Source organism: Bradyrhizobium sp. Leo78 (assembly GCF_059512425.1).
The window spans coordinates 1-12527 of the sequence record NZ_JCAMOT010000019.1 but is presented as its reverse complement, the minus strand read 5'-3'; the positions used below and the strand labels follow the sequence as shown (position 1 = coordinate 12527).

The window sequence follows — 12527 nt, the reverse complement described above, 5'->3', positions numbered from 1 at the left end:
ACGGGGGGACGGATGCACACCGAGAATGCACGCGCTGATGCAGCGACCTTTGCGGCCAACCGTGCTCGCGGCGCGGTGCGGTTCGGTGTGCACCTGCAGGATGGTGTTACCCGCCGCGGCGACTTGCACGAATCCGGCTCGCTGCGGGTGCGTTTTCCGTCGCCGGAGGGCGAGGGGCTGTCGGCGGTGTTCGTCAATACCGCTGGCGGGGTTGCCGGCGGTGATCGCTTTGACATCGATATCGCTACTGGTGAGGGCGCGCGGCTGACGCTGACGACAGCCGCCGCCGAGAAAGTCTATCGTGCGGCCGGACCCGCCGCCCAGCTCAATATCGCGCTGAAAGCCGCAACCGGTTCGCATCTGTCCTGGCTGCCGCAGGAGACGATCCTGTTCGACCGCGCCCGGATTTCGCGGCGGATCGATATCGACCTCTCGGAGGGCGCGTCGCTGCTGCTGTGTGAAATCGTGGTGTTCGGCCGCTCGGCCATGGGCGAGACCATGCGCCATGGCGAATTCGTCGACCGCTGGCGGATGCGCCGCGGTGGCAGATTGGTGTTTGCCGAGACCATCCGGCTCGACGGCAATATCGGTGAAAAGCTCGCCCTATCAGCTGTCGCCAATGGCGGCGTCGCGATCGGCACTGCGCTGATCGTGCCCGGAGATGAGGCGGTTGTGGAGCGTATACGCGAGGCGCAGGATTCCTTCCGTGGTGAAGTCGGCGTCTCCTGCTGGAATGGGTTTGCAATGGCGCGGTTCTGTGCCCAAGATGCGATGAGGCTGCGCGCCGACATGATGACGGTGCTCGGCCGCGCCTCCGCCGTCCCGCTGCCGAGGCTGTGGCTCAACTAATCATTCGAAAACCATCAGAGTGCCCGCATGAATTTGTCTCCACGCGAAAAGGACAAGCTCCTGGTCTCGATGGCCGCCATGGTGGCGCGCCGCAGGCTCGAGCGCGGCGTCAAGCTGAACCATCCCGAGGCCATCGCCCTGATCACCGACTTCATCGTCGAAGGGGCGCGCGACGGCCGCACCGTCGCCGAGCTGATGCAGGCCGGCGCACAGGTCCTGACCCGGACGCAGGTGATGGAGGGAATTGCCGAGATGATCCACGACATCCAGGTGGAGGCGACGTTCCCGGACGGGACGAAGCTCGTCACCGTGCACGAGCCGATCCGGTGAGGAGCGCAAGTCCATCAACGTTGTCATGCCCGGGCTCGACCCGGGCATCCACGCCTTTGGGCTGAGTGGTGAGACGTGGATGGCCGGGTCAAGCCCGGCGCCATGACGCAGCAGAGCGATACGAGGTAGCACACATGATCCCCGGCGAACTGTTCATCCAGGACGGCGAGATCGAGCTCAATGCCGGCCGCAAGACCGTGACGCTCACCGTCGCCAACACCGGTGACCGCCCGATCCAGGTCGGCTCGCACTACCATTTCTTCGAGACCAACCCGGCCCTCAAATTCGACCGCAAGAAAGCCCGCGGCATGCGCCTCGACATCGCCGCCGGCACCGCGGTCCGCTTTGAACCGGGCCAGACCCGCGACGTCCAGCTCGTCGCCCTCGCAGGCAAACGCGTCATCCACGGCTTCCGCGGCGAGGTGAAGGGCAAGCTGTGATCCTTGGCGCCAAGTTCGCTGTCGCCCGGCCGTCCCCTCTTTCGCAAGGCAGGAACGGAGTGCGCGGTGGCGCGGTTGAGGCAAAAAGGAGTTTTTCGCCATGCCGCAGCCAATCCGCCTCATCTCCGAAGCCGCCGAGTTCGCCGCGCATCGCCACACGGGCATGGCCCGCAAGGGTCGTGGCAATGAACCCTATATCAATCACCTCGCCGAGGTCGCGAACCTGCTCGCAACAGCGACCGATGGCGCCGACGCCGAACTGGTGGCGGCCGGCTGGCTGCACGACACGGTCGAGGACACCGACGCCACGCGCGAGGAACTGGCGGCAAAATTTAGCGAGCGCGTCGCCGCGCTCGTGGTCGAGGTGACCGACGACATGACGTTGTCGAAGACCCAGCGCCGGCAAAAGCAGATTGAGGACGCCCCGCACAAATCGCCCGGCGCCAAGATGATCAAGATCGCGGACAAGATCAGCAACACGCGCGCCCGAATCGGGCCAAACCTGAGCGAAGACGAGCGCGAAGATCTCGCCGCCTATGTCATATGGGCCGAAAAAGTCGTCGCCGGATGTCGGGGCATCAACCCGATGCTCGATGCCAAATTTGATGAAGCCGCCAAAACCGCGAAAAGCGCGTTTTGAAGGCAAGTGAAGTAGGGGGCTTACAGTGTCCGTGAAGATCAAACGTTCCGTCTATGCCGACATGTTCGGGCCCACCACCGGCGATCGTGTGCGGCTCGCCGATACCGATCTCATCATCGAGGTGGAGAAGGATTTCACCACCTATGGCGAGGAGGTGAAGTTCGGTGGCGGCAAGGTGATCCGCGACGGCATGGGGCAGTCGCAGGTCACGAGCGCGCAAGGGGCGGCGGATACCGTCATCACCAATGCGCTGATCGTCGACCATTGGGGCATCGTCAAGGCCGACGTCGCGATCAAGGAAGGCATGATTTCGGCGATCGGCAAGGCCGGCAATCCCGACATCCAGCCCAATGTGGACATCATCATCGGTCCCGGCACCGACGTGATCGCGGGCGAGGGCAAGATCCTCACCGCGGGGGGATTCGACAGCCACATCCATTTCATCTGTCCGCAGCAGATCGAGCACGCATTGATGAGTGGCGTCACCTCGATGCTGGGCGGCGGCACCGGCCCCTCGCACGGCACCTTTGCGACAACCTGCACGCCGGGGCCCTGGCACATGGGGCGGATGATCCAGTCGTTCGACGCCTTCCCGGTCAATCTCGGCATCTCCGGCAAGGGCAACGCATCGCGGCCGGCGGCGCTGGTCGAGATGATCAAGGGCGGCGCCTGCGCGCTGAAGCTGCATGAGGACTGGGGCACGACGCCGGCGGCGATCGACAACTGTCTTGCGGTCGCTGACGATCACGATATCCAGGTGATGATCCACACCGACACGCTCAACGAATCCGGCTTCGTCGAGGATACGGTGAAGGCGTTCAAGGGCCGCACCATCCACGCCTTCCATACCGAGGGTGCCGGCGGCGGTCACGCCCCTGACATCATCAAGATCGCCGGGCTGAAGAACGTGCTGCCGTCCTCGACCAACCCGACGCGCCCGTTTACGCGCAACACCATCGACGAGCATCTGGACATGCTGATGGTGTGCCACCACCTCGATCCCTCGATCGCCGAAGATCTCGCCTTTGCCGAAAGCCGCATCCGCAAGGAGACGATCGCAGCGGAAGATATCCTGCACGATCTCGGCGCGCTCTCGATGATGTCCTCGGATTCGCAGGCCATGGGCCGGCTCGGCGAGGTCATCATCCGCACCTGGCAGACCGCGGACAAGATGAAGAAGCAGCGCGGATCGCTGCCCGAGGAGAAGGGCAACAACGACAATTTCCGCGTCAAGCGCTACATCGCCAAATACACCATCAACCCCGCGATCGCGCATGGCGTCTCCAAGCTGATCGGCTCGGTCGAGAAGGGCAAGCTCGCCGACCTCGTGCTGTGGTCGCCGGCGTTCTTCGGCGCCAAGCCGGACCTGATCATCAAGGGCGGCTCGATCGTGGCGGCGCCGATGGGCGACCCCAACGCCTCGATCCCGACCCCGCAGCCGGTGCATTACCAGCCGATGTTTGCGGCGTACGGAAAATCGCTCACCGCATCCTCGGTGGTCTTCACGTCCAAGGCGGCGGTCGCCGGCGGGCTGGCGCGCAAGCTTGGTATCGGCAAGAAGCTCTATGCGGTCCAGAACACGCGCGGCAAGATCTCCAAGAAGAGCATGATCCACAATGACGCCACGCCCAGGATCGAGGTCGATCCGGAGACCTATGAGGTGCGCGCCGACGGCGAGCTTCTGACCTGCGCGCCCGCCGAGGTGCTGCCGCTGGCGCAGCGCTATTTCATGTTCTAAAACCTCTCCGGCAAATACGCCCAGAAACCAAAGCCGGGAGGAAATTCCGTGATCTACGTCGTCGCCACACTGACCATCAAGCCTGAAACGCGCGCCGAATTCATTGCGGCCGCCACCGCCTGCATCAAGGAGACGCGGAAGGAGCCCGGCAATATCGCCTATGATCTGCACGAGAGCGTCACCGATCCGACCAAGATGGTGTTCGTCGAGCAGTGGGAGAATGCCGAGGCGCTGGTGCCGCACCGCACCGCCGATCACATGAAGAGCTTCGGCCGCGTCGCGGTGAAGTGCTTCTCGGCGCCGCCGAAGATCGAGGTGATTACGCCCGAGAAGGTCGAAGTTCGGTAAAGAGAAAGCCACATGATCCGCGCGACGTCCGTCAAGCCGCAACACCGCTGGAATGAGCCGGCGGCCGATACCGTGGTGCTCGATTTCGACGACCGCCACCGCCGTCGGATGGCGATGACGGGCACGCGCGGATTGGAGTTCCTGCTCGATCTCGAGAACGCGATCGCGCTGCGCGGCGGCGACGCGCTGGTCCTGGAGGACGGCCGGCTGGTCGAGGTGGTCGCCGCGCCCGAGCCGCTTCTGGAGATCCGCGGCGCCGACCCGCACCATCTGATCCGCGTCGCCTGGCATCTCGGCAACCGCCATCTGCCGACGCAGATCATGAAGAAGGGCCTGCGCATCCGGCGCGATCACGTCATCGAGGCGATGGTGAAGGGGCTGGGTGCACGCGTGATCGAGATCGAGGCGCCGTTCGATCCCGAAGGCGGCGCCTATGCCGGCCATGCGCATGAAGGCGACGCGGCCGCGCATCACCACACCGGCCATGACCATGCGCATGATCATGGCCACGATGATCATCACCACCATCACGGTGCTCACGATCACCATCACCACGGTGATCACCATCACCACGGTGATCACGATCACCACGACGAGCATTGCGACCACGACCATCACCACCATCACGACCACTCCCATGCTCATGACCACAAATGAGCTGCCGCGCAGCGAGGCGTGGGGTGGGATGACGGAGAGCGAGGCCGCCTCGCTCTACCGTTTGATGACCTGGCTGTCGCCGTCATTCCCGGTCGGGGCGTTCTCCTATTCCAGCGGCCTCGAATGGGCGGTCGAGGCCGGCGACATCAAGGATGCCGCCTCACTGCGCGGCTGGCTCGCCGCGATGCTGAGCGACGGCTCCGGCTTCTGCGATGGTGTGTTCCTCGCCCAGACCCATTGGGCGACCATGGTGCGCGACCTTGCAAAGCTGCGCGAGATCGCCGAGCTGGCCGCCGCCTTCGTGCCCTCGCGCGAGCGCCAGCTCGAGACCACGACGCAGGGCCGCGCCTTCATCGATACCGCGCGCGCCGCCTGGTCTTCGCCTGATCTCGACGAGATCATCGCCGCCTGCGACGGCGCGATCGTCTATCCCGTCGCGGTCGGCCTGGTCAGCGCCACCCATGACATTCCGCTTGCGCCAGTGCTGCACGCGTTCTTCCATGCGGTGGTCTCGAACTGGATCTCCGCCGGCGCCCGCCTGATCCCGCTCGGCCAGACCGACAGTCAGCGCGTGCTTGCCGCTCTCGAACCGGTGGTCAGTGCGACCGCAACACGTGCGGGCGGGGCTTCGCTCGACGATCTCGGCAGTGCCACCTTCCGCGCCGATCTCGCCAGCCTGCGCCACGAGACGCAATATACGAGGCTGTTCCGGTCATGATGTATTTGTCGTTCCCGCGTTCCGCCGTCATTGCGAGCGGAGCGAAGCAATCCATCGCACCGCTTGCTGAGGCATGGATTGCTTCGCTCCGCTCGCAATGACGGGGAGAGGGCAGCGCCTCGTTCCTTCTTGTGAAGGGCGGCGGTCAGCTCGCCTTATCGAGAGATCACGCGGTATGGGTCCCGGCCTTCGCCGGGACGACGCTTAGGAGGATTGGCTCTCATGACATCTTCTCACGGCCCGCTTCGCGTCGGCGTCGGTGGTCCGGTCGGATCCGGCAAGACCGCGCTGATGGACCTGCTCTGCAAATCGATGCGCGAGCGTTACGACATCGCCGCGATCACCAACGACATCTATACAAAATGGGACGCCGAGTTCCTGGTGCGCTCGGGCTCGCTGACGCCGGACCGCATCGCCGGTGTCGAGACCGGCGGCTGTCCGCACACCGCGATCCGCGAGGACGCCTCGATGAATCTGGCGGCGGTCGCCGACATGCGCGCGAAATTTCCTGGCCTCGATCTGGTGCTGATCGAGTCCGGTGGCGACAACCTGGCCGCAACCTTTTCGCCGGAGCTTGCCGACCTCACGATCTATGTCATCGATGTCGCCGCCGGCGACAAGATCCCATCCAAGGGCGGCCCCGGCATCACCCGTTCCGACCTGCTGGTGATCAACAAGATCGACCTCGCTCCTCATGTCGGCGCGTCGCTTGAGAAGATGGAGACCGATGCGAAGCGGATGCGCGGTGAGCGTCCCTTCGTCATGACCAACCTGAAGAAGAGCGACGGGCTTGAGCGCATCATCGCCTTCATTGAGGCCAAGGGCGGCCTGCGCCCGAAAGCCTCTGCCAAAGGCAAGGTAAAGGCGGGTTGAAGCGTGTGTTAATATGATATCCGATTTGTTAATATTTTAACGCGGCGAGCTCGTAGCCCCGGGTGAAGCGACTCGCAACCCGGGACATCTGCGTCGACGTCCACGAGCGGTCCGGTTTACGCTCACTACTTTCACGCAAGCTGCAAACGGCGGGTGCGACGAAATATTCCTTGCCGCAATGGGAACAAAATCCAGCCACTCCCATTAGCCAACTCTGACGTTGCTTTCGCCAGCCGGAGCCGGCGCCGGCCGTCGCTCACGTTAATTGCCGCCTTCCGTTGCGTACCGATGCTCGCCACTCCATATTCCGCCGCGGTTGGCGTTCACCCCGTATCCAATCGTTGTCGCCCCCGCAGACGCCAGATGTCCGCTGTTCATCTCCGCCAACCCACAGTCTCCGAGTAACAGCGTGGTCCGGCTGGGCTTCATTATCGCCTTCATTGCGCTGATCGGGGTGCTGCTCTCCGGTCTCGCGGCCTATCGCGTGCACGAGCAGGAGCTGACGCTCGACGGCATCGCGCTGGCGCGGGCGATCGACGTCCACGCCAGCCTGGTGCAGGACCGGCTCACCGAGCGCGAATTGCTCGCCCGCGTCTCCTCGGGCCTGTTTCGCGCGCCGTCGGTGGTGAAGGCAGACATGCTGCAGCCGCTGCGCTCCTCGATCTATGCCTTCAAGACCGATTTCGTGATTGCCGCCTGGATTGCGCGGCTCAGGCCCGACGAGCTCGCGGCGGCGGAGCAGGAGCTGAAGAAGGCCGGCTTCCCCAATCCGACCATCCGCGACTTCGACGACCAGCCCCTCGACATCAAGGCGCTCGATAAGCCCGTCAACGTGATGATGGACCTGGAGCCGCGGACGCCGGAGACCATCATCCTGCCGGGCCGCAGCTTTGACCACCATTCCGTGATCGGGCCGATGCTGGCGCAGGCGATGGCGGACGGCAAGCCGGTGGCGTCGGATCCGATTCCGCTGTTGCGCCAGAATGGGCCGATCGGGGTCGCGCTCGCCGCGCCGGTGTTTCAACAGGGCGCTTCGGAGCCCGCGGGATTCGTCACATTTTCGTATGAGCTCGGGCCGTTGATGCTGGCGAATGACGATATGTCGCTGTTCTCGGTGGTGCTGAAGGACCCGCGCGATTCCAACGACGAGCTGGTCGCCAACGACCAGGGCGTCATCACCTCGCGCGCGGTGCGGCCGGATGGGCCGGCGCCATCGATGGTCCGGACGGTGACGTTCGGCGGCCGCGATTGGTCACTCGCTTATTACGCCAAGACCTCCGCCGCCGCGCGGGCGAACCAGACCGCAGCGATCGTGGCGGCGATCGGCCTCGCGCTGACCGGCATCGTCTGCGGCCTGTTCGGCTATGTCGCCTACAACAATCTTCGGCTCAGCCGCGAGATCGAGGTGAGGATCGGGTTCGAGCGGCGGCTGACCGCTGTGATCGACGAGCTCAACCACCGGGTCAAGAACATCCTGGCCGTGATCCAGTCGATCGTCACGCGCACATTGCGCCATGGCTCGGACATCGATGCCGCGCGCGATCTCCTGATCGGCCGCATCCACGCCATGTCGAACGTGGTCACGCTGCTCAGCGAGAGCCAGTGGCAGGGCGTGAAGCTGAAGGGATTGTTCGAGGCCCGCGCGATCCCGCATGCCGAGCGCATCGCGATCTCCGGTCCCGATATCGCGGTCAGCGCGCGCGCTGCGCAGTCGCTGTCGCTGTTGTTCTTCGAGCTCGCTTCGCATTCCGACGAGGGCCTGTCCCTGGTCGGCAAGCACCCGCACATCGTCGCTAACTGGGAAGTCAACGGCAAGGATGCGGAGGCGATCTTTCATTTCCGCTGGGAGGAGTTCAACACCAGCGAAGCCACCCGCCGCCCCGATTCCGATTTCGGCCTGATCCTGCTCGACCGCGTTGCCCCCGAAGCGCTCGGCGGGACGGCGAAACGCTACTTCACCGACATCAGCTACGTCTACGAACTCACGGCGCCGATGGAAACCGTCATCGACATGAACGAGCGCGACCGCACGGAGAAGTTTTCCGCACCGGTGAGGCCGGCGCGCTGATTGCAGGCCGGTGGCGACCCTGCTTCCCCTCATGGTGAGGGGATAAGTAGGAGCGCGCCGTCGGAATAGATCCGTAGGTAAGTCGTGTAGGAGCGCAGCGTGCCCACCATTCACGGGTGGTGCAAGAGAAGGTGGGCGCGCGGAGCCGGTGATCGGGCGCGCGTTCGCGCGACCCGTTGGCTTCGCCCACCCTACGCATTGCTCTCGCCGTCATTGCCGGGCTTGACCCGGCAATCCATCATCCCTCAGAAAAATCTCTTTTCCGAGATGGATGCGCGGGTCAAGCCCGCGCATGACGATCAAGAGTTGGCGAGCATCAGCCGCCGTTGCCGCCGATCACGGCGCGCACGGTGTCATCAGGGCCGAAATCTTCCGCGCCTTCGACATAGAGCAATGCGCTCAATTTCGATCGCGCGCGGTTGACGCGGCTCTTGATGGTGCCGACGGCGCAGCCGCAGATCGCAGCCGCGTCCTCGTATGAGAAGCCGGACGCGCCGACCAGGATCAAAGCTTCACGCTGGTCTTGCGGCAGCTTGTCGAGTGCGGCGCGAAACTCCTCGAACTCCAGATGCGCATTCTGCGCAGGCTGGGTCTTCAGAGTCTTGGCATAGTTGCCCTCGGCGTCCTCCACCTCGCGCCGCCGCTTGCGATAGTCGGAGCGGAACAGGTTGCGCAGGATGGTGAACAGCCAGGCCGGCAGGTTCGAGCCGGGTTGGAACGAGTCGATGTTGGCGATTGCGCGCAACAAGGTCTCCTGCACCAGATCGTCGGCGCGGTCACCATTGCCGGAGAGCGAAATCGCGAACGCGCGTAGGCTTGGCACCGACGCCAAAATATCGTCGCGAAGTTGGTCGGTGAGAGGCATCAGTCCCTCCCGTCATTTTTTGCTGCTTGCTGCTCGTCAGTCTCTGCCAAATGCTTGGCGGCCTCCGCGGGATCATCGAGCTTGCGGATAAGCTCCGCAAAGCGGTCCGGCACGCCCTGTCGCACCACATCATCGTACATGGCGCGAAGCTGGTGGCCGATTCTCGATTGGATCTCAGCGTTGAGACCGCCCTGCTTCTTGGTTTCCTTCATGATCTGATCCACGTTTCCCCGAGAGGTTAAGTCCCTGTGTTCCAAGCAGTTTCCTCGAAATTCGGTCTTGGCCGCGTTTGCTGCCGGTCGTACGCTAATTCGAAGTTCGCCCGAAAGTTCCGAATGTCCGGAACTTTTTGTGGAACTTTATCGGCGCTCAAGCGTAGTCCGGGCGTAACGCTCAAGGGGAAGGCGGGTCGCCCCACCGGATGTGCCGGCCCGAGAGATATAAGGCGTTTCAGGCAATTGCCTCGAACACAAGGATGGAGTGGGAATGTCCCGATCGCAGCTCGTTGCCGAACACTTGCCATTGTTGCGGCGCTACGCCCGCGCGCTGACCGGAAACCAGGCGTCGGGCGACGCCTATGTCGCGGCCATGCTGGAGGCCCTGCTTCAGGACCCCGCGCTTCTAGATGAAACGCACGGTCCGCGTGCCGGCCTGTTCCGGCTGTTCACCCAGATCTGGAATTCGGTCTCGATCAACGACAACGCCGACGTAGCGACGTTGGCGCTGCCGCCGGAGCGCCGGCTTTCCAACATCACGCCGCTGCCGCGGCAGGCCTTCCTCCTGCTGTCGCTGGAGGGCTTCTCGGAAGAGGAGGTGGCCTACATCCTCAACATCGATATCGGCGAGACGCGCAAGCTCACGGATGCCGCCGGCCGTGAGATGGCCGCCGAGATCGCGACCGACGTCCTGATCATCGAGGACGAGACCTTCATCGCGATGGATCTGGAAAGCCTCGTGCGAAATCTCGGCCACAATGTCATCGGCGTCGCCCGCACCCATTCGGATGCGGTGGCGCTCGCCAAGAACAAGAAGCCCGGCCTGATCCTCGCCGACATCCAGCTCGCCGACGGTTCGTCGGGCCTGGACGCGGTGAATGAGCTATTGCGCGTGTTCGAGGTGCCGGTGGTGTTCATCACCGCCTATCCCGAACGCTTCCTGACCGGCGAACGCCCGGAGCCGGCGTTCCTGATCTCAAAGCCGTTCCAGCCCGCAATGGTCTCGGCCGTTGCGAGCCAGGCGCTGTTCTTCCAGCGCAATTCGCGCAACCGCGCGCCGCGCGCCGCCTCGGCGTGAACTGACTCTGGTTAGGTCGACTGATCCGGCGTGCCGCACGGCGCGCCGGATTTTTTTGCACCGAGACATCCGCCTTTCATGTGACCTCTGTGCTGGGCGAGGCTGTTCGCCTTGCCGGTTGCGCGTGACGAGTATTTGTTTCGAATGCAATCTCTTCAGGTTAACCCTGCTTAAGAGAGTTCGCGGCTTTCGATTCACCGACCTTTAGGCCGGCGCGCATATGGTTGCATGCGTTCAGCCACACAACCATCCCAGGAGACCAGCCGTGCGTAACCTTGTTTCCCGTTTCATTAAGGACGAGTCTGGCGCGACCGCCATCGAGTACGGTCTGATTGCCGCTCTTATTGCCGTCGTGATCATCGGCACCCTTCGAGTCATCGGCACCGATCTCAATACCAAGTTGGTAGCGGTGGACGACGGCCTGAAGTAAGCCGCCGGCTCTTTCTCAGAGGGTGTGCACGTGGACTAGTCCGGCCAAAGGCAACTTTGGCCGGGCTTCTATGAGGGAGTCATCAAATGCGTATTATGGCCTTGCTGGCGCTTGTCGTCTTTAGCGCCGGAGCCGCCCACGCTGATACAGAAATCGTTACCCGCACTCGCAGGGACAGCTTGGGATACACCACGACCACTTCGACTTCGAAGCATGGCACGTACACCATCACCACCGGCCGCAACAGCTTGGGTGAGACGGTCACCACTTCGCGTTGGCAATCGAATAGGCCCCGGAGCTTCCAGGAGCGGGCCATGGGGCACTGACCGCCGAAGGTGGGCAAGCCGGCCGGACCTCTCGAAAATCCCGACAAAAAAGTAGAGCGCGACCGGCATCACCACGGTCGCGCCCTACGTCGCCGGTCAATGGGGCAGGGGGAATAACCGGCTGCCAGAACGACGCGGGGCGCGAAAAAACGTTCCGAGATTCCGAAAATAATTTTGAACACGGTTAAGTGATCCGCAGACATACGAACGGGAGCTTTTCGTTCGAGTTGTGTTCGTGATCGCCATGGGGCGAGGGATGAATCGCCATGTCGCAGATATTGAAGGGAATTTTAGGTGCGCTCGCCGTTTCTTTGACCTTCGGCGCCGTGCAATTTGCCTCCGGGCATGATCTCATCGGGGGCCAGAGCCTCATCACCTCAACCAAGGCGGAACATGACGTCAACCGTACGGCGAAGGCCGACCGGGCGACAGTTCCGGCAGCCACCGGCAAAACCGAAACCATTTCGCTGAAGCTCGACAGCCTGGCCGAGACCTCGGTCGTGATCCGCGTTCCCGTCGTCAGGGACGAGGCGCGCAGCCGCCCCAAGCCGCCCGCGCTGATCAAATCCGGCGAGCGCAGGATGACGGTCGCCTGCGAGCCCGTGGTGAGCGTGCTGACCGAAGTAGCAAAGCGCCTGCAGCCCGGCCGCTGCGTCACCTAAGCTGATCGTTCTTCGTTCTCTCTCCATCCGTCATTCCGGGGCGATGCGAAGCATCGAGCCCGGAATCCATCTGTCCGCTCGCGCATGTGGCGCAATGGATTCCGGGCTCGCGCCAAGAGGCGCGCCCCGGAATGACAGCGGAGGAAAATTCGTGAGCAATTCCAACCTGATTTGCGCCGTCCAGCCCTCGCGCGAAAAACATTCCGCTTCCGCCGTCGGGCAAATCAGTGATTTAACTCCGCGCGTCTCACCCAGATGAGGGGCGGCTCGCGATCGTCACGAACGTTGCG

General features: G+C 63.4%; 15 protein-coding genes. 13 read left to right on the top strand and 2 right to left on the bottom strand.

Annotation, left to right across the window (positions count from 1 at the left end):
• Positions 1 to 12: 12 nt before the first annotated feature.
• From AC5ZG1_RS23030 to AC5ZG1_RS22985, 10 genes are all read left to right on the top strand, one after another.
• Positions 13 to 849, top strand: coding sequence for an urease accessory protein UreD (locus tag AC5ZG1_RS23030; RefSeq protein WP_130228567.1), 837 nt, complete (start codon positions 13 to 15; stop codon positions 847 to 849).
• Between the two features lie 27 nt (positions 850 to 876).
• Complete coding sequence (locus AC5ZG1_RS23025) at positions 877 to 1179, top strand: urease subunit gamma (RefSeq protein WP_496134159.1); 303 nt, start codon at positions 877 to 879, stop codon at positions 1177 to 1179.
• Positions 1180 to 1313: 134 nt separating this feature from the next.
• Complete coding sequence (locus AC5ZG1_RS23020) at positions 1314 to 1619, top strand: urease subunit beta (protein ID WP_028165119.1); 306 nt, start codon at positions 1314 to 1316, stop codon at positions 1617 to 1619.
• A gap of 100 nt (positions 1620 to 1719) precedes the next feature.
• Positions 1720 to 2259: an HD domain-containing protein gene (locus AC5ZG1_RS23015; protein WP_496134158.1), complete on the top strand. Its 540-nt coding sequence runs from the start codon at positions 1720 to 1722 to the stop codon at positions 2257 to 2259.
• Between the two features lie 25 nt (positions 2260 to 2284).
• Entirely contained in the window at positions 2285 to 3997 is a 1713-nt protein-coding gene (gene ureC / locus AC5ZG1_RS23010; protein ID WP_130228565.1) for an urease subunit alpha, read from the top strand.
• Positions 3998 to 4045: 48 nt separating this feature from the next.
• Positions 4046 to 4345 carry a putative quinol monooxygenase gene (locus tag AC5ZG1_RS23005; protein WP_496134157.1) on the top strand — a complete coding sequence of 100 codons (300 nt, stop codon included), beginning with the start codon at positions 4046 to 4048 and terminating at the stop codon, positions 4343 to 4345.
• A gap of 12 nt (positions 4346 to 4357) precedes the next feature.
• A complete protein-coding gene (locus AC5ZG1_RS23000; RefSeq protein ID WP_496134156.1) occupies positions 4358 to 5002 on the top strand; it encodes an urease accessory protein UreE in 645 nt (214 codons plus the stop codon).
• Entirely contained in the window at positions 4989 to 5720 is a 732-nt protein-coding gene (locus AC5ZG1_RS22995) for an urease accessory protein UreF (protein ID WP_496134222.1), read from the top strand. The genes AC5ZG1_RS23000 and AC5ZG1_RS22995 overlap by 14 nt, the downstream gene beginning before the upstream one ends.
• A 222-nt stretch (positions 5721 to 5942) precedes the next feature.
• Positions 5943 to 6593, top strand: a complete 651-nt coding sequence (ureG, locus tag AC5ZG1_RS22990; protein ID WP_496134155.1) for an urease accessory protein UreG — start codon at positions 5943 to 5945, stop codon at positions 6591 to 6593.
• A 409-nt stretch (positions 6594 to 7002) separates the two neighbouring features.
• Positions 7003 to 8661, top strand: coding sequence for a CHASE domain-containing protein (locus AC5ZG1_RS22985; RefSeq protein WP_208824078.1), 1659 nt, complete (start codon positions 7003 to 7005; stop codon positions 8659 to 8661).
• A 316-nt stretch (positions 8662 to 8977) separates the two neighbouring features.
• Here the strand turns inward: AC5ZG1_RS22985 and AC5ZG1_RS22980 are convergent, their stop codons facing one another.
• Both AC5ZG1_RS22980 and AC5ZG1_RS22975 read right to left on the bottom strand, forming a co-directional pair.
• Positions 8978 to 9526 (bottom strand): sigma-70 family RNA polymerase sigma factor, encoded by a 549-nt coding sequence (locus AC5ZG1_RS22980; protein ID WP_027579243.1) that lies wholly within the window; start codon positions 9524 to 9526, stop codon positions 8978 to 8980.
• Entirely contained in the window at positions 9526 to 9738 is a 213-nt protein-coding gene (locus AC5ZG1_RS22975; protein WP_028165127.1) for a NepR family anti-sigma factor, read from the bottom strand. Before AC5ZG1_RS22975 ends, AC5ZG1_RS22980 begins: the two co-directional genes overlap by 1 nt.
• A gap of 274 nt (positions 9739 to 10012) precedes the next feature.
• Here AC5ZG1_RS22975 and AC5ZG1_RS22970 point away from each other — a divergent pair, with 274 nt between their 5' ends.
• The 3 genes from AC5ZG1_RS22970 (at position 10013) to AC5ZG1_RS22960 (ending at position 12237) form a co-directional block, all read left to right on the top strand.
• Positions 10013 to 10819, top strand: a complete 807-nt coding sequence (locus tag AC5ZG1_RS22970; RefSeq protein WP_130228561.1) for a response regulator — start codon at positions 10013 to 10015, stop codon at positions 10817 to 10819.
• A 265-nt stretch (positions 10820 to 11084) separates the two neighbouring features.
• The gene (locus AC5ZG1_RS22965) at positions 11085 to 11249 is read left to right on the top strand and encodes a Flp family type IVb pilin (RefSeq protein ID WP_130228560.1); all 165 of its coding nucleotides are present in this window, start codon (positions 11085 to 11087) and stop codon (positions 11247 to 11249) included.
• Positions 11250 to 11841: 592 nt separating this feature from the next.
• Positions 11842 to 12237, top strand: coding sequence for a hypothetical protein (locus AC5ZG1_RS22960; protein WP_496134154.1), 396 nt, complete (start codon positions 11842 to 11844; stop codon positions 12235 to 12237).
• Positions 12238 to 12527 lie beyond the last annotated feature (290 nt).

Excerpts from the sequence above, each read along its gene's own strand:
- AC5ZG1_RS23030 (WP_130228567.1), top strand. The coding sequence starts at position 13 with ATGCACACCGAGAATGCACGCGCTGATGCAGCGACCTTTGCGGCCAAC.
- AC5ZG1_RS23025 (WP_496134159.1), top strand. The coding sequence starts at position 877 with ATGAATTTGTCTCCACGCGAAAAGGACAAGCTCCTGGTCTCGATGGCC.
- AC5ZG1_RS23020 (WP_028165119.1), top strand. The coding sequence starts at position 1,314 with ATGATCCCCGGCGAACTGTTCATCCAGGACGGCGAGATCGAGCTCAAT.
- AC5ZG1_RS23015 (WP_496134158.1), top strand. The coding sequence starts at position 1,720 with ATGCCGCAGCCAATCCGCCTCATCTCCGAAGCCGCCGAGTTCGCCGCG.
- AC5ZG1_RS23000 (WP_496134156.1), top strand. The coding sequence starts at position 4,358 with ATGATCCGCGCGACGTCCGTCAAGCCGCAACACCGCTGGAATGAGCCG.
- AC5ZG1_RS22995 (WP_496134222.1), top strand. The coding sequence starts at position 4,989 with ATGACCACAAATGAGCTGCCGCGCAGCGAGGCGTGGGGTGGGATGACG.
- ureG (WP_496134155.1), top strand. The coding sequence starts at position 5,943 with ATGACATCTTCTCACGGCCCGCTTCGCGTCGGCGTCGGTGGTCCGGTC.
- AC5ZG1_RS22980 (WP_027579243.1), bottom strand. The coding sequence starts at position 9,526 with ATGCCTCTCACCGACCAACTTCGCGACGATATTTTGGCGTCGGTGCCA.
- AC5ZG1_RS22975 (WP_028165127.1), bottom strand. The coding sequence starts at position 9,738 with ATGAAGGAAACCAAGAAGCAGGGCGGTCTCAACGCTGAGATCCAATCG.
- AC5ZG1_RS22970 (WP_130228561.1), top strand. The coding sequence starts at position 10,013 with ATGTCCCGATCGCAGCTCGTTGCCGAACACTTGCCATTGTTGCGGCGC.
- AC5ZG1_RS22960 (WP_496134154.1), top strand. The coding sequence starts at position 11,842 with ATGTCGCAGATATTGAAGGGAATTTTAGGTGCGCTCGCCGTTTCTTTG.